Consider the following 21,055-nt stretch of genomic DNA (forward strand, 5'->3'; position numbering starts at 1 on the left):
CCGCCATGTTCGTCGCCTACGTCGTCGTCACCGTCCTCACGGTGCTGGCCAACGCCGGGATCGCCGCCGCCGACTTCGCACGGGCCCGTCCGGTCCTCGCCAACGCGGCCGCCGTGCACGTGCCCGGCTCCTGGCTCCCGGTGCTCGGGGCTCTGAAGGCCGCCGGGGCCGCCGGGCTGCTGGTCGGCCTCGCGGGCGTCCGCCCCCTGGGCATCGCGGCCGCCACCGGACTGGTCCTCTTCTTCACCGGTGCCGTGGCCGCCCACCTCCGCGCCCGCGTCCTGCACAACCTCGCCTTCCCCGCCGCCTACCTCGCCCTGGCCACCGCCTCGCTCGCACTCGCCCTGGCGGTGTGAGGGCGGCGCCCGCGCTCAGCCCCCTGCCAGCCACAGCGCCAAGGACGCGTCCCCCGCTGCTCGGCCCTCTTGAGCACCACGTCCACGCCCGCCGGGACCGCCTCAGCCCCGGGCGCGGAGGACCGAGGTGAGGGCGTCCTCCAGGATGTCGATGCCGGTGTGGAGTTCGGTGTCGGTGGTGGTGAGGGGCGGGGCGATGCGGAAGATGCCGCCCATGCCGGGGAGCTGGACGATGTTGAGGTGCAGGCCGCGGTCCAGGCAGGCGGCGGTGACGGCCTGGCCGAGGGCGTCGGCGGGGGTCCTGCTCTGCTTGTCGGTGACGAGTTCGATGCCCTGGAGCAGGCCGCGGCCGCGTACGTCGCCGACGACCTCGTAGGTGTCGCGCATGGCCACCAGCCGTTCGGTGAGCTGCTCGCCGAGCTTCGCGGAGCGGGCGACGAGGCCGTCGCGTTCGATGACGTCGAGCACGGTGAGCGCGACGGTCGCGGCGAGCGGGTCGGAGACGTGGGTGGTGAAGAAGAGGAACCCGCGGTCGCGGCAGACCTGTTCGATCTCGTCGCCGGTCACCACGGCCGCGACGGGCAGGCCGGCGCCGAGCGTCTTGGAGAGGGTCAGGATGTCGGGGGCGACGCCGTCCCGCTCGAAGGCGTACATGTGACCGGTGCGGCCGAGGCCGGTCTGCGCCTCGTCGAGGATCAGGAGCATGCCGCGCTCGGCGCACATCTCCTTGAGGCGGGCGAGGTAGCCGACGGGGAGGTCGACGATGCCGCCGGAGGAGAGGATCGGCTCGACCACGCAGGCGGCGAGCGAGCCGGTCGACTGGGCGTCGACGGAGGCGAAGCCGTAGGCGAGTTCGGCCTCCCAGTCGTAGGAGCCGTCGGCCCGGCGGAACGGGGAGCGGTAGGCGTTGGGGGTCGGCAGGGTGAGGTTGCCGGGCAGGACGGGGCCGTAGCCGCGGCGTCCGGCGGAGAAGGTCGCGGCGGCGGCGCCGGAGGTCATGCCGTGCCAGGACCGGTCGAAGGAGACGATCTCGTACTTGCCGGTGTACAGCTTGGCCATCTTCAGGGCGGCCTCGTTGGACTCGGCCCCGGTGGTGAGCAGCAGAGTCTTGCTCAGGTTGTCGGGGAGCGTCGCCGAGAGCCGCTTGGCGAGGTCGACGACGGGACGGCTGAGCATCCCGCTGAAGAGGTGGTCGAGTTCGGCGACGGAGCGGGAGACGGCGCGGACGATGTCCGGGTGCGAGTGGCCGAGGACGGCGCTCATCTGGCCGGAGGTGAAGTCGAGGACGGCCGAGCCGTCGCTGTCGTAGACGTAGGCACCGGCGGCGCTCTCGATGACGCGCGGCGTGAAGCTCGCGCCGTACCGGACGACGTGCCGTTCGACGTCGTCCCAGAAGGTGTCCGCACTCATGGGTTCTCCGTAAGTCGTGGCGCCCGCGGCCGGCTTCCGGTGCCGGCGGGACCGCCGCCCGCTGCTTATGGCATAGGAGGGTATGCCATAAGCAGTACCGGGAAAACCCGGCACCGGGGCACGGGACCGGGGATACGGGTTATGGCTTAGTCGTCTACGCTGACGGCTAGGACACAGCGGCGAAGCGGGGGGCCATGGTCACCGACATCAGCGTCAGCCAGCACTCGGACATCCCCATCTACCGGCAGATCGTCACGCAGCTGACGCTCATGATCGAGATGGGGCACCTGCGCGACGGCGAGCGGCTGCCGGGCTCCCGGCTGCTCGCCGACAACCTGGGCATCAACCGCAACACCGTGGCGCACGCCTACAGCGAGCTGCGGCAGCGGGGCCTGGTGGAGGCGCGGGGCCGCAACGGGATGGTGGTGACCGGCGGCGAGCGGGCACGCTCGGCCTCGGCGGTGCGCGACCGGGCCCGCGAGGTCCTGGGCTCGGCCACCCGCGAGTGCCTGGACCTCGGGCTGGCCCCGGCCGAGATCCAGGAGCTCGTCACCCGGTTCGTGGCCGGCGAGGGGGACGGCTCGCCCGAGGTCTCCTTCGTCGAGTGCAACGCCGACCGGGCCGCGTACTTCGCCGCCGAACTCTCGCGGCACGTCGGCATCCGCGTCAGGCCGCTCGTCCTGGGCGAGTTCGACCCGGCGGAGGAGCGGCCCGATCTGGTGCTGACGACGTTCTTCCACCTCGCCGAGGTGCGGGGGCTGCTGCGGCGCCCGGCGACGGACGTGATCGCGATCGTGGTCGCGCCGCACGTGCAGACGCTGCTCCAGATCGCGCAGGTGCCGAAGAACCGCACGGTCGGCCTGTGGTACTCCACCGAGGACCAGGCCGCGAGCATCCGCGACTCCCTCACCCAGGCCGGCGTGACCACCACCGAGGTGCTGACCGGCACGGCCGACGAGGACCTCCGAGGTGTCGACCTCGTGGTGGTGCCGAGCGAGATGCCGGGGCTGCGGGAGCGGCTGGAGGGGCGCGTCCGCGTGATCGAGTTCGGCAACGTGCTGGACGCCGCCTCGATCCGCATGGTCAGCGACGTCGTACGGGATCTCCGGGTGAGCGCGCCCCGGCGGGCCCGTACGCCCTGACCCGGCTTTCGGGCCGGGCGGTCCCGGCCCACCATGGGAGGCGGCCCGTGAGCCCGGCGGGGCGCCCCCGACGCCCCGCCGCTCACGGGAGCACGTACGCCGACGACGGAGGGCCGCACCGTGCACCCAGAAGACCTCCCGGCTCCCGACACCGGGATGCTGGTCACGCACTTCCTGACGGTGGCGGACGTCGCCCGGTCCCGCGCCTTCTACAGCGAAGTGCTCGGCGGCGAGGTGGTGCTCGCCGAGAACCCGTGCATCGTCCGGCTGGCGAACAGCTGGATCATCATGAACCCCGGCGGCGGACCGACCCCCGACAAGCCCGACGTCACCCTGCGGCCGCCCGAGGACCCGGGGACGGCGACGAGTTTCCTCAACCTCCGGGTGGCCGACATCGCGCGGGTCCACGAGCAATGGAGCGCGCTGGGCGCGGAGTTCCTCACCCCGCCGATCGACCGCAAGGCCGAGATCCGCTGCTATCTCCGCGACCCGGACGGCTACCTGATCGAGGTCGGCCAGGCCACCGGCATGCTGCACGGCCACCTCGCCGACCCGCCCGCCGGGTCCGGCTGAGCACCACCCCGTCGGCGGGACTCACCGTCGGTGGAGGGCCGCGGCTGGGAGGCGTGGGTCCGGCATCATGCTGCGCATGAGCCACCCCGATCACCCGGGCGGCGCCGGCAGGCGCACGCTCGCGCACCGCCTGGTGCCCATGACCGGCCGCGACCCCGAGGAGCCCGGACGTGCCGCCACCCCGCTGGAGCTGCTGTTCGACCTGACCTTCGTGGTGGCCGTCGGCACCGCCGCCACGTACTTCGCCGAGATGCTCGCCGAGGGGCATCCGGGGCACGCGGTCGCCGCGTTCGCGCTGGCGATGTTCGCGATCAGCGTCGCCTGGATCAGCGTGAGCTGGTTCGCCTCGGCCTTCGGCACGGACGACTGGCTGTACCGGGCGATGATGATGCTGACGATGATCGGCGTCGTGGTGTTCGCGCTCGGGCTCCCGGCGATGTTCCACTCCGTCGAGGAGGCCGATCACCTCGAACTGCGGATGATGGTCGTCGGGTACGTGGTGATGCGTGTCGCGATGGTGCTCCAGTGGTGGCGCGCGGCACGGGCCGCGCACCCGTACCGGGCCGTGGGGCTGGCGAACATCCGCTGGACGGCGCTCGTCCAGGTCGGGTGGGTGGTGATCGGCTTCGTGCACCTGCCGCTGGCCGTCGTGATCGTCGGTGTGGTCGTGCTCGGGGCACTGGAGCTGCTGGTCCCGGTCCTCACCCAGGGCGGCGCGGGCGGCACGCCCTGGCATCCGCACCATGTCGCGGAGCGGTACAGCCTGTTCGCGATCATCACCCTCGGGGAGGGCGTGGTCGGCACCGTCGCCTCCTCGGGCGATCTGCTCGGCGGCGCCGACGGGACGCGGTGGAGCGGGACGGCGGTCGCCGTCGTCGTCGCCGGTGTGGGACTGACCTTCGGCATGTGGTGGGTGTACTTCGCGACGCCCTTCGGCGACATCCTGGCGTACCGGCGCCGCCGGGGCTACCTGTTCGGGTACGGGCACATCCCGCTGTTCATGGGCATCGCGGGCGCGGGCGCGGGGCTGCACGTGGCGGGTCTGCGGCTGGAGCACCACTCCGAACTCGGCGACATCGCCGTCACGTTCACCCTGGCCGTGCCCGTCGGCCTGTTCCTGCTGATGGTCTACCTGCTGCACACCCTGCTGCTGTCCGCGCCCGACCCGTTCCACCTGCTGCTGATCTCGCTGACCCTGCTGGTGCTGGCCGCCGCCGTGCTGCTGGCCGCGGCGGGCGTGGCGCTCGCGGTGTGCCTGCTGGTGGTGATGCTGGCCCCGTTCGTCACCGTCGTCGGGTACGAGACGGTCGGCCACCGCCACCAGCGGCGCATGCTGGACGAGCTCCGGGCGCGGACGGTCTGAGACCCCGTCAAGGTCCGTGCCCCGCCCGGGAATCCGCTCGCGCGGCCGCCGCGTCCCGGGCTAGGTTGCCGCGATGAGCGAGCTGACGACAAGGCGACTCAGGCTCCGCGCGTGGCGGGAGGACGACCTCGACGAGTGGGCGGAGATGAACGCCGATCCGCAGGTGCGGGAGCACTTCCCCGGGGTGCTGGACCGGGAGGCGAGCGCGGAGTCCCTCGCCCGCTTCCAGCGGGACCTGGAGGCGCGTGGCTGGGGCTGGTGGGCGCTGGAGGTCCGCGCCACCGGCGAGTTCCTCGGCATGACGGGCCTCGACCCGGTCGAGGACGGACTGGCGTTCACGGGCGTCGAGGCGGGCTGGCGGCTGAAGCGCGCGGCCTGGGGGCACGGGTACGCGACCGAGGCGGCCGGGGCCGCGCTGGACTTCGGCTTCACCGCCCTGGCGCTGCCGGAGATCCTCGCCGTCACCACGGCCGGCAACCTCCGTTCGCAGGCCGTGATGCGCCGCCTCGGCATGCGCCACGACCCCGCGCGCGACTTCACCGACCCGGCCGTCCCTCCCGGCCCCCTCTCCCGGAACGTGGTGTACGGCCTGCCGCGCGACGAGCGCCGGTGCGGTCCGGTTCCGCGCGCGTAGGCCCGCGGTCGGCCGTGGCGCCCCGGCAGCCCGGCCGGACGGTGGAGTTGCGGGGCCGTCCCGGTCAACACCGCGCGGGCGCCCATGTGTTCGGCCGCCGCGGGCCCGGCACCGTACGGGGCGCCCGGTGCCGGGGGACGGGATGCGCGGCGGAGGCGCCGTCACGGGCCGGGCGGGCCCGCGGTCACCACGCCTCGAGCAGGAGCGCCGCCTGTTCGGGGCTGAGCCGGGGGTCGCAGAGGGTGGTGTTGCGGACGGTCAGGTCCCGTTCGGCCACGGGGCCGCCGACGCACTCGGTGACCTCGTCGGCGGCGACCTCCAGGTGCAGGCCGCCGGGGTGCTGCTGCCGCTCCTCCAGGACCCGGCGGGCCGCGTTCACCTCGGCCGTGATGTCGGTGAGGTGCCGGGTCTTGAGGCCGCGCCGGGTGCGCACGGTGTTGCCGTGCATCGGGTCCAGCAGCCAGACGGGCCGGTGCCCGGACGCGGCCACCGCCCGTACGAGGTCCGGGAGTCGGTCGGCGACCCGGTCGTGTCCCATGCGGGCGATGAGGACGAGCCTGCCCGCGCGGCGTTCCGGGTCGAGCAGCCGGCACAGCCGGACCACGCCGGCGGGCGAGGCGCCGGGCCCGATCTTGCAGCCGACGGGGTTGGCCACGCCGGACAGCATCCGGACGTGCGCGCCGTTCTCCTGGCGGGTGCGTTCGCCGATCCACGGCAGGTGGGTGGAGCCGAGGAAGGCCGCTCCGGTGCGCTCGTCGGTGCGGACCAGCGGGGCCTCGTAGTCCAGGACCAGGGCCTCGTGGCTGGTCCACGGGCCGGTGCCGAGCCCGGCCCGGCGGCGCTCCACCTCGGCGGTGACGGCGGCGGCCGACCGGTGGGCGAGCAGCAGCCGGTGCGGGTCGGGGCGCCGGGCCTGCGCGGTGGGTTCCTCCCCGTTGACGAGGTGCCCCCGGAACACCGGGAGTTCCCGGCCCTCGTGCGTCTCGGTGTCGTTGGAGCGCGGTTTGCCGAACTGGCCGCCGATGCGGCCGACTTGGAGCACCTCCGTACCGGTGCGGATGATCATCAGGTCGGCGAGCTGTTCCAGGGTGTCCAGCTTGGCCCGGACGTGCGCGGGCTGGCACTCGTGCAGGCTCTCGGCGCAGTCCCCGGCCTGGAAGACGTGTGCCTCGCCCGCGGCGACGCGGGCCAGCTTCGCGGTCAGGTCGGTGAGCTGTCCGGGGTCGACCAGCGCGGCGGAGCGGCGGAGTTCGGCGCGGCAGAACGGCAGGTCCGGGTGGCCGGACCAGTCGGGCTGCTGGGCTGCGACGGCGTCGTGGCCCGGGGCGAGTGCGAGGGACGGGTCCGCGGAGCGGACGGTGGTGGCATCCATCAGATCCAGTCGCTTTCCGTGAGGACGCCCTGCGCCGCCGAACGGGCCAGGGCGGCGGTGGTGTGGGGCGGCAGGGCGTCGAGCGCGTCGGACATGACCTCGACGCTGACCCCGGTGACCCGGGGGCAGCCGCCGAGGGCCCGGAGCAGGCCGCTGATGTCGGCGGCTCCCCTGCCGGGCAGCAGCCGCAGGTGCCTGGCCTCGTGCCGCAGGTCCTGGTGCGGGGCGGCGGGGGCGTCGCAGATCTGCACCGAGAGGACCCGCTCGGGCGGCAGCGCGGCCAGGTCCGCCGGGCGCACGCCGGTGCGGTGGCAGTGCCAGGTGTCCACCAGCAGGCCGCCGTTGGGGCTTCCGGCCTCCTCGACGATGCGGTTCGCCTGCGCGAGCGAGGTGACGGCGCCGTACGGCATGAACTCCAGGGGCACCAGGAGACCGTCCCGTTCGGCGCGGGCGCAGAGCCGGGCGTACTCACGGACGAGGTCGGTCTCGGCGGTGCCGTCGGGCAGACCGGCGTTGACCCGTTCCGCGCCGAAGAGGCGGGCGATGCGGAAGGCGTCGTCCTCCTCGGCGACGGACTCGGCGGTGGGCCGGGTCCACCAGGAGCGGAGCAGTTCCACCTCGGTGACGCGGAGTCCGTGCCGCTCCAGGAGGTCCTGCATGTCCCGGTCCGACCAGCCCTGGCGCCTGGCCTCCCGGTAGTCGCCGATCCGCAGGCCGATGCCGTCGAAGCCGGCGCTCGCCGCCGCGCCGGCCCGGGCGGCGAAGCCGGCGGTGCGCAGGGTCATGGCGCTCAGTCCGGTCAGGTTCCCGGCCCGGCGCGGCAGGCCCGTGAGGGCACCTCCCGCGGGGGTGGGCACAGGGTCACATGCGCGTTCCACGGTGACGTACTCCTTCGGTCGGTGTGCGAGGACGTGTCGACGGGAGGTACCGGCGGGGATGCTCACGCGGCCGGTGCCGGGGCGGGGGCGCCCAGGGCACGTTCGGCGTTCCCGTGCAGGATCGACGCCGTTGCGCGGGCGCCGAGGCCGAGGGCGCGCACGGTGGCCAGCGGGGTGGTGTCGGCGAGGTCGAAGGGGGTGTCGGTGCCGAGCAGGACGTGGTCGGCGCCGACGCGGTCGACCAGTTCGCGCAGCAGCGGGGCCGAGAAGACGGCGGTGTCGTAGTAGAAGGCGTCGATCCGTTCGGCGGGTGCGACGCGGGAGCGGCGGGCCTGCGGCTTGCGTTCCCAGCCGAGGGTCAGCCGGCCGCGCAGCGACGGCAGGCAGCCGCCGCCGTGCGCGAGGCAGAGCGTCAGCTCGTGCCGGTCGAGCAGCCCGCCGAGCACCAGGCGGGAGGCGGCGAGCGCGGTCTCCATGGGGTATCCGGCCAGTTGCGGCAGCCAGAGGTCGCCCATGCGGTCGAGCCCGGGCGCGGACGAGGGGTGGACGAAGGTGAAGGTGCGGCGTGCGGCGAGGAGGGCCCACAGGTCCTCGTTGACCGGGTGGTCGAGTTCGCGCCGCCGCCCCTGGGTGCCGCAGGCGATGCCGGGGGTACCCAGTTCGTCGAGGCAGCGGGCCGCCTCCCGGGCCGCGCCCTCGAACCCGGCCGGTGCGGTGCCGAGTGCGGTGAGGCGGTCGGGTGCCCGGGCGGTGAACTCGGCCAGCGCGTCGTTGCCCGCGCGGACCACGTCGAGCGCCAGGGCCTCGTCCTCCGCCGTGGCGCAGGTGAGGAACGGCGGCAGGGAGACCGCCTGGCGGCCGACCTGTTCGCGGTCCATCCGGGCCAGGCGGGCCGCGGTGTCGTACTGCTCGGGCGGGCAGGGGATCGGGGCGCGGTCGTCGGCGAGGCCGGAGATGCGGTGGTCCAGGCGCAGGACACCCTCGGGCAGTGCGGCGAGGTCGGCGAGGCCGCGTGCGGCGAGCCGCTCCAGGAGGGGCAGCGGCATGGCGTGCGCGTGGATGTCGAATGCCGTGTGCACGCCGGGAGTTGCGGGGCCCAGGCAGCCGGGGCCGCTCACCGGCCGCCGCCCGTCATGTCGTACTCGGCGACGCCCATGCCGGTGACCCAGGCGCGGATGGGCTCGTACGCCAGGACGCGGGCGGGGCGGTCGACGGCCGCGGCGAGGGTGAGCCAGCTGCGGATCTCGTGGGCGCCGTTGCCCGCCTGGTCGAGTTCGGCGTCGTCCATGTCGAGGACGTCGTCGAAGGAGTTCTTCTCCAGCCTGGTCAGGAACCAGCGGTCGAAGTCCTCGTCGATGTCGCCGATCCGTTCGTTGCCGACCCAGTGCGACAGTCCGCCCGCCGCGACCAGGGCGACCCGGTCGACGGCGGTGCACGCGTCGATCGCGGCGCGGAGCCGCTGCCCGAAGGTGAAGCACTGGCGCAGCGACAGCATGGGCCGCACCGCGCAGTTCTGGAGCAGCGGGACGAGCGGCAGCCGTCCGTCGGGGTCGACGGCGTGGTAGAGCGTCATGATCCCGTGGTCCAGGGTCAGATGCTCCGAGAACGAGGGGGTGGCGCCCGCCTCGTGCAGGCCGCTCAACAGGCCGTGGGCGAGAGCGGGGCTGCCGGGGACGGGACGCCTGGGGATGGGGAGCCAGGGTTCGGCGGGGCCGGTGTTGGCCTCGGCGACGCCCACGCAGGTCTGGGGGAAGTTCTCCAGGAAGAAGTTGGTGAAGTGCTCGTTGGACAGGATGATCACGGCCTCGGCGCCGGAGGCGCGCACCCGCGCGGCGGCCTGCCGCAGCCCGGCCATGAAGGCGTCGTGCTGGGCCGCCGGGGCGCTGTCGGCGGCGGCGAGCATCATGGGCGCGTGGGAGGCGGCGAAGGCCGCGGTCAGGGACGCCACCGGACCTCCCGCTCGCTCGTGGTCAGGGTGCCGGCCAGGATCTCCCGGTACTCGTCGCGTGCCTTGCCGATGGAGCGGGCGTAGGCGTTGACGAGGACGGGGTGGACGCCGGCGGTGAACAGGCCGCGCAGGTCCTGCCGTTCGAGGAGCGCGGCCTCGCTCTCGGTCAGCCGCCCGCCGGCGGCCTCGTCCGTGCCGCGCGGGCAGGCGCAGGCCGCGGGGCGGGTGCCGCGGACGGTGTCGAACACGGCTCGTTGGACTCGGTACAGATTCACTGGTCTGTCGTCCTCTCCTGAGGATGCGGGGCGCGCGCCGCCCGGCCCGGTGCCGGGCGCGCTCAATGCCCTTCGGACATACCGACGTTCATCACCACGGCCTTCGGCTCGGTGAAGAACTCCCTGCTGTACGCGCCGCCTTCGCGGCCGATCCCGGACTGGCCCGCGCCGCCGAACGGGGCCCGCAGGTCCCGCACGAAGAAGCAGTTGACCCAGACGGTGCCGCCCTTGAGCGCCGCGGAGACGCGGTGCGCGCGGCGGAGGTTCTCGGTGAACACCATCGCGTTGAGGCCGTAGGGGGTGTCGTTGGCCAGCGTGACGGCCTCGTCCTCCCGGTCGAAGGGGGTGACGACGACGAGCGGGCCGAAGATCTCCTCCCGGCACACGGGCGCGTCCGGCGCCGCGTCGGTGATCACGGTGGGCCGTACCGCCCAGGTGTCCTCCCCGTACCGGCCGCCGGTGACGATCCGGCCCTGTCCGGCGTCGCCGGTGCCGAGCGCGTCGAGGTACGAGGTGACCTTGGCGTGGTGCTCGGCGGAGGCGAGCGGGCCGATGTCGGTGGCCGGGTCCGCCGGGTCGCCGACGGTCAGCCGCTCGGCGGCCGCGGTGAAGCGGGCGAGGAACTCCTCGTACACCGGCCGCTCGACGAACAGCCTGCTCCCGGCCAGGCAGACCTGGCCCGCGTTGCTGAACGCGGCCTGCACGGACCAGCTCACGGCGAGGTCCAGGTCGGCGTCGGCGAAGACGACGTTGGCGCCCTTGCCGCCCAACTCCATGCTGACGGGCGTGAGATGCGAGGCGGCGCCGCGCGCGATGGCCCGGCCGGTGGCCGACTCGCCGGTGAAGGTGATCCGGTCGACGCCGGGGTGGGTGACCAGGAACTCCCCGGCCGCTCCGGGGCCGTGGCCGTGCACGACGTTCAGGGTGCCGGCGGGGAGCCCGGCCTCCGCGGCGAGCTTCGCGAGGAGCGTCGCGGAGGCGGGGCTCTGCTCGGCCGGTTTGAGCACGACGGTGTTGCCGTGCGCGAGGGCCGGGGCGATCTTCCAGCTCTCCAGCATGAGCGGGAAGTTCCACGGGGAGACGGCGGCGACCACCCCGGCCGGGTCGAAGCGGGTGTAGACGTGGCAGCCGAGGTCCGAGGGCAGGTGCTGGGACTCGGCGATCCGCGCGTGGTCGGCGAAGAAGCGGAAGTTGGCGGCGGCCCGGGTGACGTCCTTGGCCAGGGCCTGGCCGAGCGGTCGGCCCATGTCGCGGCTGTCGGCGGCGGCCAGCTCCTCGGCGTGCGCCTCGATCAGGCCGGCCAGGGCGTGCAGCGCGCGGCCGCGTTCGGCGTACCCCATGCGCGGCCAGTCGCCGCCGGTGAAGGCGCGGCGCGCGGAGGTCACGGCCCGTTCGACGTCGTCCGCGCCGCCCTCGGCCACCTCGGCCCACTCGCCGCGCCGCCACGGGTCGACGGTCGGGAAGCGGCGGCCGTCGGCGGACTCGTCCTCCTTGCCGTCGATCACGTGGCCGATGAACGGCTTGCTCATGCCTGACTCCTTCTCGTGCGGTTCCTGAGCCCGTGCGGGCGGGTGAAGTCGGGGCGTACGGAGGTGCTGACGGCCGGGGCGGGGGAAGCGGCCGTCAGGTGCGGACGGTGACCTCGCCGAGGGTGCCGAAGTACGCGGTGACCTCGTCCCCGGCGGTGACGGGGACGGCGTCGGTGATGCCGCCGGTGAGGACGGTCCAGCCGGGTTCGATCCGGATGCCGCGGCGTCCGAGCAGCTCGGCCGCGAAGACCAGGGCCCGGAGCGGGTCGCCCAGCACGTCGGCGCCGACGCCCTCGCTGACCGGCTGCCCGTTCTTCTCCATCCGGCAGGGCTCGGCCACAAGGTCCAGGCCGCCGGGGGGTGTTGACGTCCCGGCGAGCGCGTAGTGGGCGCTGGAGGCGTTGTCGGCGATGACGTCGGGCAGGGTGAAGCGGTAGTCGCGGTACCGGCTGTCGATGACCTCCAGGCCCGCCCGTACGGCGCTGACGCACTCCAGGGCCTGCCCGGCCGTGACACCGGGGCCGGCCAGCGGGGCGCCGATCTCCAGGACGATCTCCGGCTCGACGCGCGGGTGGATGAGTGGCTCCAGCGGCACCTTCGCGCCGGGGCCGAGCGTCATCCGGTCGGTCAGCCAGGCCACCAGCGGTTCGTCGACGTTCATCCGCCGCTGCTTGGCGGGCGAGGTGAGCCCGAGCTTGACGCCGACGACGCGCTCGCCGCGCCGCTTGCGCAGCGCCAGCGTCTCGGCCTGGATGTCGTACGCCGTCTCCACGTCGAGGCCGGGCAGCCGGGAGGTCAGCAGGTCGGTCTCGGCGCCCCGGTCCTCGGCCCGGAGCAGCTCGGCGGCGATGGCGTGGATGTCGGTCGGCACGGTTGTCACGGTGGTCACCCCTCTTGCTCACCGTCGGGTCCGGCCGGTCGCCCGACCTCGGTGACTGAATCCTTGCCGCGCGGCCGGGAGTCGTGGAACGGACCCTTCTACTGAGCGGAACCAGAGCGTCCTATTCGATCTCGGGGTCCCAGCATGAGAGACGAGCCGACCGGCTCGAACCGCTCAACTCCACAGCGAGAGGAGACCGATGACGTCCCGGCCCGCCGTACGCGTCCATCCCGCCTGGGGGATGCTCGCCCTGGTCCTGCTCGGACTGCTCACCGCGCAGGGCACCCGCATCGCGTTCGGTGCCTTCGTCCCCGCCTGGCAGGACGACCTCGACGTCAGCCGGGGCACGATCAGTCTGGTCGGCACGGCCAGCTTCGTGATCTACGGCCTCACCCAGCCGCTCGTCGGCCGGCTCTCCGACCGGTACGGGGCGCGGGCGGTGCTGTCGGCCGGTGTCGTCGTCGCCGGGCTCGGCCTGGTCGCCTCCTCGCAGGCGCCGGACGTGGCCTGGCTCGCCGTGCTGTACGGGCTGCTCGCCTCGCTCGGCTTCAGCGCCGCCTCGGGTGTGACGGCCGGGCTCGTGGTGAGCCAGTGGTTCACCACGCGGCGGGGCGTGGCCTTCTCGTTCGTCGAATCGGGCTTCGGCGCCGGGCAGTTCGTCTTCGTCCCGCTGTCGCTGGCCCTGATCGACGCGTACGGCTGGAGCACCACGCTCGCCGTCGAGGGTGCCGCGCTGATGCTGGTGGTGGGCCCGCTGATCGCCGTGCTGCTGCGCTCGGCCCCGGCCGAGAAGGGCCTCGAACCGTACGGCGGGCCCGCGCCCGCGCCGGCCGGGGAGGAGCCGGCCGGGGGCGGCGGGGCCGGGCGGCGGGTGCTGCGCTCCCCGGTGCTCTGGGCGCTGGTGGCGCCGTTCTTCGTGTGCGGGGTGACCACGACCGGGCTGATCGACACCCATCTGGTGCCGCTCGCGCACGACCACGGCAACTCGACGGCGCTGACCGGCACCACCGTGAGCCTGCTGGCCGCGGCCAACATCACCGGCATCCTGGCCTCGGGCCCGCTGAGCGACCGCTACAACTGCGCCCGCATCCTGGCAGTGTTGTACGGCGTGCGGACGCTGAGCCTGATCCTGCTGGCCATGGCGCCGCACGGCGGCTGGCTGGTGGCCTTCGCCGTGGTCTTCGGCCTGGTCGACTTCGCGACGGTCACCCCGACGCACCTCATCGCCACCCGGCACTTCCCGCCCGCCGCGCTCGGGCTGGTCTTCGGGTTCCTGTCCATGGGGCACCAGCTCGGCTCCGCCGTGGGCAGTTACGTGCCCGGGCTGCTGCACGACCTGACGGGCAGCTACACCACGACCCTGATCGGCTGCTCGGCCGCGCTGTTCGGGGCCACCCTCGTCTGCCTGGCCGTGCTGCCGGCCCGCAGCGTCGCGCCCACGGCGGCGGAGACGCCGGAACCGGCCTCCCCGGTGAACTGAGCCCGCTGGTGGGCGAGTTCGGGCGGGGAGGCCGGAGAGGGCTTGCGGCGCGGGCTCAGGTGCCGGGCCCCGGCCGGCCCGTACGGACTCCCCGCAGCGCCAGCATCTCGATGACCAGGGCGCCGATCAGGGCCAGGGAGGCGCAGGCCACCCCGGGCAGGGGGGTGCGGACGAGGAGGAGGCCGAGGCCGATCATGCCGATCAGGTGGGCGAGGGCGGCGCGCGGCAGGATGCGCGTGCGCTCCTCGGCCAGTGCCCTGGCCCGCAGCCGTCCGCGTACCGCCCACAGTGCGGGCACCACGGCGAGCAGGGCGATCCAGCGCAGGCCGAGCCCGGCGGGGCCGTCGGGCACGTGGCTGAAGTCGACCAGGTACAGGCGCGCGAGCGGGGTGAGCGCCACCAGCAGCCCCGCGCCGAGGAGTCCGCCGGCGAGCAGGAACGTGAAGCGCGAGAGGGTGCCCGGCCGTCCGGACCGGCGCAGGAAGGCGGCGCCGACGGTGTCCAGGTCGGACAGCGGGACGGTGCCCAGGGACAGGAGCCCGTAGATCGCGGGCCAGACCACCAGCGAGTCCTCGGCGGAGGCCGCGCGGGTGAGGACCACGGTGGTGACCAGCGCGGGGCTCATGTTGAGCAGCACGCTGGAGGTGATCCTGGCGTGCTGCACGAGCAGCCCGCGCGCCCGGGCCGCCGGCACGGGCGCGAGGCGGCGGACGGCGAGGAGGAGCCCCGCGGTCTCCGCCCAGGCACCGGCGGACAGCGCGAGTCCGCCGGCGGCCGCCGCGGGGACGCCCGTCCACCAGGCGACGAGGCCCGCCAGTCCGGTGGCCGCGATCCGTACGCCGGTGGAGACGGCGATGGCCCGGGTGGTGTCCCGGGTGATCAGCCGGCCGTGCAGGTAGCGGCGGAGCGCCACCGCCAGCGGGGCGGTCGCGAAGGAGAGCAGGCTGAGCCGGAAGGCGTCGTGCAACTCACCGGGCAGCCCGAGGAGTTGGGGGAGGAATTCCCGCAGGCCCGGTACGGCCGCGCAGGCCGTCAGGGCCGCGCTGCCGGCCAGTCCGGTCGCCGCCGCCCACCGGAGCAGGGCCCGCGAGCCCTGCCCGGCGAGCTCGGCCACCACGAGGGGGGCCATCGCCAGCGCGGGCGAGTTGGCGACGAACAGGACGGACAGCCCGACCCCCAGCGCGGCGACCGCGTCGGCGCCGTCCGGCATCCGGGCCGCGATCGCCACCACCAGGGGGATCTCCCAGGCCAGCATGGACGAGCCGAGCGCGGTCGGCGCCCAGGAGCGGGCCAGGGCGGCGGCTCCCGACTCCGCCGTCCCCGTGCGAGCCGGGGACTCCGGGGCGGGGGGATCGTCCTGCGTGAAGGTCACTGCGGCGGCCGGCCTTCCCTGCACGGGCACCCGTCGCGGAAGGAGAAGGGCGTGAAGTCGAAGGTGAGCGTCTCGGCGTTGACGTAGAGGCTCTGGCCCGCCGTGCGGGAGGTGTCCTTGGCGCCGGAGACCAGGCCGACGACCTCGTTCACCGCGATGCCGGCGACCATCGCCACCAGCGTTCCGGTGAGGCTGCCGGACTTCTCCGGACGCAGCACCTTCAGGTCCCGGATGCCGACGCACTCCATGCAGGGGGTGCGGCCGGGGAGCATCGTCGGGCCGACCCGGGCGCCCTTGTTGGTGATGCCGATCTGCCCGAACGGCACCCCGGTGCGCAGGCTGGCCTCGTTGGACCAGCGGATGGCCTTGTTGCGGGGCCGGTCGTAGGCGTTGAAGAAGAAGTCGGCGCCGTCGACGAGTTTGACGATGTCGTCGGCCGACTCGATCCGCGTCCGGTGCTGGATGAACCTCGACCGGGAGTTCTGCAGGGCGAGATGGCGCTCCAGGGCCTCCAGCTTGTGGACGCCGACGTCCTGTTCGTCGAAGGTCGGGTGGGTGGGCAGGTTCTCCTCGGCGAAGGTGTCGAAGTCGACGGCCTCCAGGGTGCCGATGCCCGCCGCGTTGAGCAGCCGGAGCAGGGTGGTGCCGCCGGCGCCGGTGCCGATGATGACGACGCGGGCCTCGCGCAGCCGGCGCATGCCCTCGTAGCCGTTCCAGTCGTCGTGGTCGTACAGCCGCAGGTGGTTGATCTGGCGGCTCCAGCGGCGGACGTCGTCGGCGTCGAGGTCGGGGACGTGCGCGGCGTCGTCCAGGACGCCCTCGGAGCCGAGGACCTCCAGCCACTCGTCGGTCTCCGGGTAGCCGGCGCGCAGCTCCTCCAGGGTGCGGGTGCCGTCGAGGTCGAGCACGAAGGACACCATGTCCGGGGTCGGGTCCGTGATGCGGAACTTCTCCGGCCCGATGCCGATGTACAGGTGGGGTTCCTCGTCCACCTGGTAGATCCGGAGGAACTCCTTGACCCTGGGTCGACGCATCCGGGCGTCTCCTTCTCGTGTGGTGAGTCGAGGTGATGGGTGGTGCGCCCGGGCGGCGCGCGTACCGTGGCGGGGAGGGCGCGGGGCCGGCTCCCCGCCACGGTCGTCAGCACGTGCCCGTCATCAGATGACGTTGGCGTGCCACTCCTTGACGAGGCCCTCCTCGTGGATGCGCTCGATCTTCATGCTGGACACCTCCCTCCGGGTGTCGGTGGCTGTGGCCGTCCGTGCCCGGCCGCCAGGGCGCCACGGCGGGGCGCGCGGCCCGGTCGGGGAGACGCGTGACCGGGCTGCCACGCCCGCCGTGCGGCGGCGGGGCACGAACTCTCGGGGGGACCTGCGGTGTTACCGCGGTCCGGCCGCTGTCCGCTCGCGCGCGGCGCGGGCTGCCGCCCGGCGGCGCGCGGTGTCCAGGGCCTGGTCAGGGGTGTCGCCGAGGCCGACGGCCCACACCGTGCGGCCGCCCGCCTCGCAGCGGGCGTGGGCGAGGGTCAGCGCGCGGCCCTCGCGGGTCCACGGCTGGGTGTGCGACTCGACGACGGTGGCCTCGTCGGGCGCGGCCGCGTACCGGCCGTCGGCGGGGTCCAGGTACGCCTGCTCGAAGAGCTCCAGGAGGTGGGCCGCGGTGACCTCGCCGCCGGCCTCGTCGGTGCGGCGCTGCACGTGCCGGGAGAACTCGATCTGGAGCTCCCTGGGCAGGTCGATGCCGTGCGCCTCCTTGAGGACGTACGCCGGTCCGGCCTTGCCCGACTGGGAGTTGACCCGGACGACGGCCTCGTAGGTGCGTCCGACGTCCTTCGGGTCGACGGGGAGGTACGGGACCTCCCAGGGGTACTTCTCCAGGGCGACGCCGGCGGTTCCGGCGTCCTCGGCGAGGGCCTCCATGCCTTTCTTGATGGCGTCCTGGTGGGTGCCGGAGAAGGCGGTGTGCACCAGTTCGCCGCCGTAGGGGTGGCGCGGGTGGACGGGGAGCCGGTTGCACTCCTCGACGGTCCGTTTCACCTCGTCGATGTCGGAGAGGTCGATCATCGGGTCGATGCCCTGGGTGAAGAGGTTCAGGGCCAGGGTGACGAGGCAGACGTTGCCGGTGCGCTCGCCGTTGCCGAAGAGGCAGCCCTCGATCCGCTCGGCGCCCGCCATGACGCCGAGTTCGGCGGTGGCGATGCCGGAGCCCCGGTCGTTGTGCGGGTGCACGGACAGCACCAGGGAGTCGCGGCGGTCCAGGTTGCGGTGCATCCACTCGATCGAGTCGGCGTACACGTTCGGTGTCGAGGTCTCCACCGTGGCCGGGAGGTTGATGACGGTGGGACGGTCCGGGCCGGGCTGCCACACGTCGTTGACCGCGTTGCAGACCTCCAGGGAGAAGTCCAGTTCGGTGCCGGTGTAGGACTCCACGGAGTACTGGAAGGTGAAGTCGGTGCCGGGCAGCGCCTCGGCCTGTTTCACGCACTGCCGGGCGCCGGCCACGGCCAGGTCCCGCACCCCGTCCCGGTCGAGGTGGAAGACGACCCTGCGCTGGAGCGCGGACGTCGAGTTGTAGAGGTTGATGATCGCGTTCCTGGCACCCGCCACGGCCTGGAAGGTGCGCTCGATGAAGTCCTCCCGCGAGGGGGTGACGACCTGGACGACGACGTCCTCGGGGATGAGGTCCCGGTCGACCAGGCTGCGGCAGAAGTCGAAGTCGGCCTGGCTGGCGGTGGGGTAGCCGATCTCGATCTGCTTGTAGCCCAGGGCCACCAGGAGGCGGAACATCCGCAGCTTGCGCTCGGGGTCCATGGGGTCGGCGAGCGCCTGGTTGCCGTCCCGCAGGTCGACGGAGCACCACTGGGGCGCGGCGGTGATGACGGTGTCCGGCCAGGTGCGGTCGGGCAGGTCGAGCGTCGGGTAGGCCCGGTACCGGGAGACGGGCATACCGCTGGGCCGCTGGATCGCGACGTTCCTCATACTGGGCACCTCACCTTGGGGTCGGCTGCTCACTCGGCGGACCGTCCTGCGTGCCGGGTCCCGGCCCGTTCCGCTCGGCGAGCGTGCGCCCGCCCGCCGACCACAGGCGTGCGGGGACCTCGCGGACCAGCACCCGGATCTGGTCGTCCGTCACGTCGAGCGCGTCGCGTGCCGCGTGGTGCACGGCGTCCAGCAGGGCACGCAGGCGGTCCTGGGAACGGCCCTCGGCCACGGTGACTTCGATCAGCGGCATGTCCGTGCTCCACGGTCGTCGCGGAAGGAGGGGCCGGGCGGGCAACTGCCGCTCGGTGGACCTCATTCGAGCACGGGGCCGGTGGCGGGGGTCCGGGCCTTTTCACTCAGTGCAAAGCGTCCGCTCCGCCGGCCGTCCGCTCCTAGGTTCGGTGCGGTGCGCCGCGCGGTGCACCGGAGACGACAAGGAGCGTGCGAGATGCGGAAGTTCACCGTGCACCGGGGGACGGCGGTGCCGCTGCGGCGGCGCCATGTGGACACCGACCAGATCATTCCGGGCGAGTTCTGCAAGCGCATCGGGCGCACCGGGTACGCGGACGCGCTGTTCGCCGAGTGGCGGGACGACCCCGGCTATCTGCTGGCGCGTCCCGAGTACGCGCGGGGCAGTGTGCTGGTCGCGGGTGAGGGCTTCGGCATCGGTTCCTCGCGGGAGCACGCGGTGTGGGCGCTGATGGACCACGGGTTCCGGGCGGTGCTCGCCCCGTCGTTCAGCGACATCTTCCAGGGCAACGCGATCGGCAACGGGCTGCTGCCGGTGCGGATCACCGAGGAGGAGACGGAGCGGCTCTGGGAGATCGCCGAGCGGGCGCCGGAGACGGTCTTCACGGTCGACCTGGAGGAGTGCGCGGTCACCGCGGGGGACGCGCGGGTGGACTTCACGCTCGACGCGCACAGCCGGTTCCGGCTGCTGAACGGACTGGACGCGATCGGGGCCACGCTGCGGCACGAGACGGACATCAGCGCGTACGAGAACCGCCGTTCGCGCTGGCTGCCGCGTACCGCGTAACTCCCGCCGGGCGCACCGCACTTCGTTCCCCCGCCGCCGCCGAGGGCGGGGTGCGGTTCGACGGCGCGCGTGCCGCGGCCGCCGATTCCGAACGGTGTTCGGAGTCCGTCGACACTTCCGCAACGGATGCCTACTGTCGGCCCGCATGACCGAATCACACACGCGCTCACACCTGTACGGCGGAACCCTGCCGGTCCTCGCGGCGGCCTGTCTGTGGGGGACGGTGGGCCCCGTCCAGGTGTGGGCGGACTCCGGAGCCGATCCCGTGTCCCTGGGCGCGGTGCGCCTGCTCATCGGCGGAGCGGTGCTGGCGGCGGTGGCGCTGCTGCTGCCGGGCGCCCGTTCCGGGCTGCGGCTGCTGTGCACCCGCCGGGTGGGCCCCTGGGTGGTGGCGGCGGCGCTGGCGACCGCCGTCTACCAGGCCGGGTTCATGTTCGCGGTGAGCCGTACCGGCGCCGCGCTGGCCACCGCGGTGGCGCTCGGGGTGGCGCCGGTGGCCACCGGGCTCTGCGCCCGGCTCGTCACCGGTGAACGCCTCACCGCCGCCTGGGCGGTGGGCACCGCGGCGGCCGTGGCCGGCTGCGTGCTGCTGCTGGGGCCGGGCGGCGGGCAGGTGGCCGTCAGCGGCGTGGTCCTGGGCATCGTCTCGGGCATCTGTTACGGCCTGTACACCGTCGCCGCGAAGCAGCTGTCCGACCAGGGCGCGAGCATGCCGGCCGCGGTCGCGGCGACGCTGCTGATCGGCGGCCTCGCGCTCGTCCCGGCGCTGGTGCGGGACTCCGGCGGCCTGGTCACCGGCTCCGGGCCCGGACTCCTGCTCTGGCTGGGCGTGTTCGCCACCGCCGGCGCCTACATGCTGTTCGTGACGGGGCTGCGCCGGGTGACGGCCGGGACGGCGGGGACGCTCAGCCTCGCGGAACCGCTGGTGGCGGCCGTACTCGGCCTCCTCGTGCTCGGTGAACAGCTCTCCCTCGTGGCCGGATTCGGTATGGCGCTGCTGCTGGTCGGGCTGGTAGCGGTGAGCGTGCCCGCGGGCTTCTTCGGGCGGGCGCAAAAGGGGGCACCCCTTCCCGATACCCTCCCCGGCACCGGCACAGCGGACGGCCCGGCGGACCCGCACGGGGAGCGGCGGCGTGCCGGACGGCTGCCCGCCGAACGAGGTTGAGCCGAGTTGGAGTTGGCCAAGTCGGCACCGTGAACCAAGGCTTCCGTTTTGCCTCACAGCCCGCTGAGGCATCCTGACCCCCGAGTCAACAGACGTACGCACCCTCGGGGGTTCTGAGTGCAACTGGACGAAGTGGACTGTGTCCTGCTCCGGGAGATACAGCGGGACGCGCGCCAGACCAACAGAGAGCTGGCCGCCGCCGCCGGGGTCGCGCCGTCCACGTCCCTGGAGCGTCTCCGGTCGCTGCAACGCCGCGGTGTGCTCAAGGGGTTCACCGCCGAGGTGGACCTGGAGGCCATCGGCCGGCCCACTCAGGCCCTGATCGCGGTCCGCATCCGGCCGCCGTCCCGCACGGTGCTGGAGGGGTTCCGCGAGTGGGCGCGGATGCGCCCCGAGGTGGTGGCGCTGTTCGTCACCACGGGCAGCGACGACTTCCTGATCCACATGGCGGTTCCGGACAACGACTCGCTGTACGACTTCATCATCGACGAGCTGACCGAACGCCGGGAGGTCGCCGACGTGCGCACCTCGATCGTCTACGAGCAGCTGGAGACCCGGGTCGTGCAGCCGCTGGTCAGCAAGCACGGCCCGGGCGGCCGCCGGGACGGCGACGGACGCCCGCGCACCCGCCCGCCGGGCCCCGGCCACGAGGCGCCCTGAC

The 21,055-nt window shown here is 73.7% G+C and carries 22 protein-coding genes; 9 read left to right on the forward strand and 13 right to left on the reverse strand.

Features of this window, described 5'->3' with window-relative positions:
• Positions 1 to 5: 5 nt before the first annotated feature.
• Positions 6 to 356, forward strand: coding sequence for a DoxX family protein (locus HCC30_RS27680; RefSeq protein WP_169445663.1), 351 nt, complete (start codon positions 6 to 8; stop codon positions 354 to 356).
• Positions 357 to 458: 102 nt separating this feature from the next.
• Here the strand turns inward: HCC30_RS27680 and HCC30_RS27685 are convergent, their stop codons facing one another.
• Complete coding sequence (locus tag HCC30_RS27685; RefSeq protein WP_169445664.1) at positions 459 to 1,766, reverse strand: aspartate aminotransferase family protein; 1,308 nt, start codon at positions 1,764 to 1,766, stop codon at positions 459 to 461.
• A gap of 194 nt (positions 1,767 to 1,960) precedes the next feature.
• Here HCC30_RS27685 and HCC30_RS27690 point away from each other — a divergent pair, with 194 nt between their 5' ends.
• From HCC30_RS27690 to HCC30_RS27705, 4 genes are all read left to right on the forward strand, one after another.
• Positions 1,961 to 2,908: a GntR family transcriptional regulator gene (locus HCC30_RS27690; RefSeq protein ID WP_169445665.1), complete on the forward strand. Its 948-nt coding sequence runs from the start codon at positions 1,961 to 1,963 to the stop codon at positions 2,906 to 2,908.
• 120 nt (positions 2,909 to 3,028) lie between these two features.
• Entirely contained in the window at positions 3,029 to 3,481 is a 453-nt protein-coding gene (locus HCC30_RS27695) for a VOC family protein (protein WP_346776838.1), read from the forward strand.
• A gap of 76 nt (positions 3,482 to 3,557) precedes the next feature.
• The gene (locus HCC30_RS27700; RefSeq protein WP_240979955.1) at positions 3,558 to 4,844 is read left to right on the forward strand and encodes a low temperature requirement protein A; all 1,287 of its coding nucleotides are present in this window, start codon (positions 3,558 to 3,560) and stop codon (positions 4,842 to 4,844) included.
• A gap of 73 nt (positions 4,845 to 4,917) precedes the next feature.
• Positions 4,918 to 5,478, forward strand: coding sequence for a GNAT family N-acetyltransferase (locus HCC30_RS27705; RefSeq protein WP_169445666.1), 561 nt, complete (start codon positions 4,918 to 4,920; stop codon positions 5,476 to 5,478).
• Between the two features lie 184 nt (positions 5,479 to 5,662).
• Here HCC30_RS27705 and HCC30_RS27710 read toward each other — a convergent pair whose 3' ends face one another.
• The 7 genes from HCC30_RS27710 to HCC30_RS27740 all read right to left on the reverse strand — a co-directional run bounded on the left by HCC30_RS27710 (position 5,663) and on the right by HCC30_RS27740 (position 12,351).
• Positions 5,663 to 6,850, reverse strand: a complete 1,188-nt coding sequence (locus HCC30_RS27710) for a 3-deoxy-7-phosphoheptulonate synthase (protein ID WP_169445667.1) — start codon at positions 6,848 to 6,850, stop codon at positions 5,663 to 5,665.
• Complete coding sequence (locus tag HCC30_RS27715) at positions 6,850 to 7,635, reverse strand: sugar phosphate isomerase/epimerase (RefSeq protein WP_169445668.1); 786 nt, start codon at positions 7,633 to 7,635, stop codon at positions 6,850 to 6,852. The genes HCC30_RS27710 and HCC30_RS27715 overlap by 1 nt, the downstream gene beginning before the upstream one ends.
• 155 nt (positions 7,636 to 7,790) lie before the next feature.
• Positions 7,791 to 8,807, reverse strand: coding sequence for an amidohydrolase family protein (locus tag HCC30_RS27720; protein WP_169445669.1), 1,017 nt, complete (start codon positions 8,805 to 8,807; stop codon positions 7,791 to 7,793).
• A gap of 35 nt (positions 8,808 to 8,842) precedes the next feature.
• Positions 8,843 to 9,676 (reverse strand): hypothetical protein, encoded by an 834-nt coding sequence (locus HCC30_RS27725; RefSeq protein ID WP_169445670.1) that lies wholly within the window; start codon positions 9,674 to 9,676, stop codon positions 8,843 to 8,845.
• Positions 9,664 to 9,924 carry a hypothetical protein gene (locus tag HCC30_RS27730; RefSeq protein WP_169445671.1) on the reverse strand — a complete coding sequence of 87 codons (261 nt, stop codon included), beginning with the start codon at positions 9,922 to 9,924 and terminating at the stop codon, positions 9,664 to 9,666. The genes HCC30_RS27725 and HCC30_RS27730 overlap by 13 nt, the downstream gene beginning before the upstream one ends.
• Positions 9,925 to 10,013: 89 nt before the next feature.
• Positions 10,014 to 11,480 carry an aldehyde dehydrogenase gene (locus HCC30_RS27735; RefSeq protein WP_169445672.1) on the reverse strand — a complete coding sequence of 489 codons (1,467 nt, stop codon included), beginning with the start codon at positions 11,478 to 11,480 and terminating at the stop codon, positions 10,014 to 10,016.
• Between the two features lie 94 nt (positions 11,481 to 11,574).
• The gene (locus tag HCC30_RS27740; RefSeq protein WP_169445673.1) at positions 11,575 to 12,351 is read right to left on the reverse strand and encodes a fumarylacetoacetate hydrolase family protein; all 777 of its coding nucleotides are present in this window, start codon (positions 12,349 to 12,351) and stop codon (positions 11,575 to 11,577) included.
• 208 nt (positions 12,352 to 12,559) lie between these two features.
• Here HCC30_RS27740 and HCC30_RS27745 point away from each other — a divergent pair, with 208 nt between their 5' ends.
• Positions 12,560 to 13,840: an MFS transporter gene (locus HCC30_RS27745; RefSeq protein WP_169445674.1), complete on the forward strand. Its 1,281-nt coding sequence runs from the start codon at positions 12,560 to 12,562 to the stop codon at positions 13,838 to 13,840.
• Between the two features lie 55 nt (positions 13,841 to 13,895).
• Here the strand turns inward: HCC30_RS27745 and HCC30_RS27750 are convergent, their stop codons facing one another.
• The 5 genes from HCC30_RS27750 to HCC30_RS27770 form a co-directional block, all read right to left on the reverse strand.
• The gene (locus HCC30_RS27750) at positions 13,896 to 15,212 is read right to left on the reverse strand and encodes a hypothetical protein (RefSeq protein ID WP_169445675.1); all 1,317 of its coding nucleotides are present in this window, start codon (positions 15,210 to 15,212) and stop codon (positions 13,896 to 13,898) included.
• Positions 15,209 to 16,246, reverse strand: coding sequence for a ThiF family adenylyltransferase (locus HCC30_RS27755; RefSeq protein ID WP_169445676.1), 1,038 nt, complete (start codon positions 16,244 to 16,246; stop codon positions 15,209 to 15,211). Before HCC30_RS27755 ends, HCC30_RS27750 begins: the two co-directional genes overlap by 4 nt.
• 123 nt (positions 16,247 to 16,369) lie before the next feature.
• On the reverse strand, positions 16,370 to 16,543 hold the full coding sequence (locus tag HCC30_RS27760) for a hypothetical protein (RefSeq protein WP_169445677.1): 174 nt from the start codon (positions 16,541 to 16,543) through the stop codon (positions 16,370 to 16,372).
• Positions 16,544 to 16,591: 48 nt separating this feature from the next.
• The gene (locus HCC30_RS27765) at positions 16,592 to 18,190 is read right to left on the reverse strand and encodes a 2-isopropylmalate synthase (RefSeq protein ID WP_169445678.1); all 1,599 of its coding nucleotides are present in this window, start codon (positions 18,188 to 18,190) and stop codon (positions 16,592 to 16,594) included.
• Positions 18,191 to 18,200: 10 nt separating this feature from the next.
• Complete coding sequence (locus tag HCC30_RS27770; protein ID WP_169445679.1) at positions 18,201 to 18,443, reverse strand: tautomerase family protein; 243 nt, start codon at positions 18,441 to 18,443, stop codon at positions 18,201 to 18,203.
• A gap of 198 nt (positions 18,444 to 18,641) precedes the next feature.
• On the opposite strand from HCC30_RS27770, the gene leuD reads away from it, so the two are divergent.
• The 3 genes from leuD (at position 18,642) to HCC30_RS27785 (ending at position 21,054) form a co-directional block, all read left to right on the forward strand.
• The gene (gene leuD, locus HCC30_RS27775) at positions 18,642 to 19,229 is read left to right on the forward strand and encodes a 3-isopropylmalate dehydratase small subunit (RefSeq protein WP_169445680.1); all 588 of its coding nucleotides are present in this window, start codon (positions 18,642 to 18,644) and stop codon (positions 19,227 to 19,229) included.
• A gap of 145 nt (positions 19,230 to 19,374) precedes the next feature.
• Entirely contained in the window at positions 19,375 to 20,394 is a 1,020-nt protein-coding gene (locus tag HCC30_RS27780) for an EamA family transporter (protein ID WP_169445681.1), read from the forward strand.
• Between the two features lie 117 nt (positions 20,395 to 20,511).
• Complete coding sequence (locus HCC30_RS27785) at positions 20,512 to 21,054, forward strand: Lrp/AsnC family transcriptional regulator (protein ID WP_346776839.1); 543 nt, start codon at positions 20,512 to 20,514, stop codon at positions 21,052 to 21,054.
• Position 21,055 lies beyond the last annotated feature (1 nt).

This window comes from Streptomyces sp. HNM0574, from assembly GCF_012726235.1.
GTDB lineage: Bacteria > Actinomycetota > Actinomycetes > Streptomycetales > Streptomycetaceae > Streptomyces.

Coding starts and splice junctions, on each gene's coding strand:
- HCC30_RS27680 (WP_169445663.1), top strand. CDS start 6: ATGTTCGTCGCCTACGTCGTCGTCACCGTCCTCACGGTGCTGGCCAAC.
- HCC30_RS27685 (WP_169445664.1), bottom strand. CDS start 1,766: ATGAGTGCGGACACCTTCTGGGACGACGTCGAACGGCACGTCGTCCGG.
- HCC30_RS27690 (WP_169445665.1), top strand. CDS start 1,961: ATGGTCACCGACATCAGCGTCAGCCAGCACTCGGACATCCCCATCTAC.
- HCC30_RS27700 (WP_240979955.1), top strand. CDS start 3,558: ATGAGCCACCCCGATCACCCGGGCGGCGCCGGCAGGCGCACGCTCGCG.
- HCC30_RS27705 (WP_169445666.1), top strand. CDS start 4,918: ATGAGCGAGCTGACGACAAGGCGACTCAGGCTCCGCGCGTGGCGGGAG.
- HCC30_RS27710 (WP_169445667.1), bottom strand. CDS start 6,850: ATGGATGCCACCACCGTCCGCTCCGCGGACCCGTCCCTCGCACTCGCC.
- HCC30_RS27715 (WP_169445668.1), bottom strand. CDS start 7,635: ATGACCCTGCGCACCGCCGGCTTCGCCGCCCGGGCCGGCGCGGCGGCG.
- HCC30_RS27735 (WP_169445672.1), bottom strand. CDS start 11,480: ATGAGCAAGCCGTTCATCGGCCACGTGATCGACGGCAAGGAGGACGAG.
- HCC30_RS27745 (WP_169445674.1), top strand. CDS start 12,560: ATGACGTCCCGGCCCGCCGTACGCGTCCATCCCGCCTGGGGGATGCTC.
- HCC30_RS27755 (WP_169445676.1), bottom strand. CDS start 16,246: ATGCGTCGACCCAGGGTCAAGGAGTTCCTCCGGATCTACCAGGTGGAC.
- HCC30_RS27765 (WP_169445678.1), bottom strand. CDS start 18,190: ATGAGGAACGTCGCGATCCAGCGGCCCAGCGGTATGCCCGTCTCCCGG.
- HCC30_RS27770 (WP_169445679.1), bottom strand. CDS start 18,443: ATGCCGCTGATCGAAGTCACCGTGGCCGAGGGCCGTTCCCAGGACCGC.
- leuD (WP_169445680.1), top strand. CDS start 18,642: ATGCGGAAGTTCACCGTGCACCGGGGGACGGCGGTGCCGCTGCGGCGG.
- HCC30_RS27780 (WP_169445681.1), top strand. CDS start 19,375: ATGACCGAATCACACACGCGCTCACACCTGTACGGCGGAACCCTGCCG.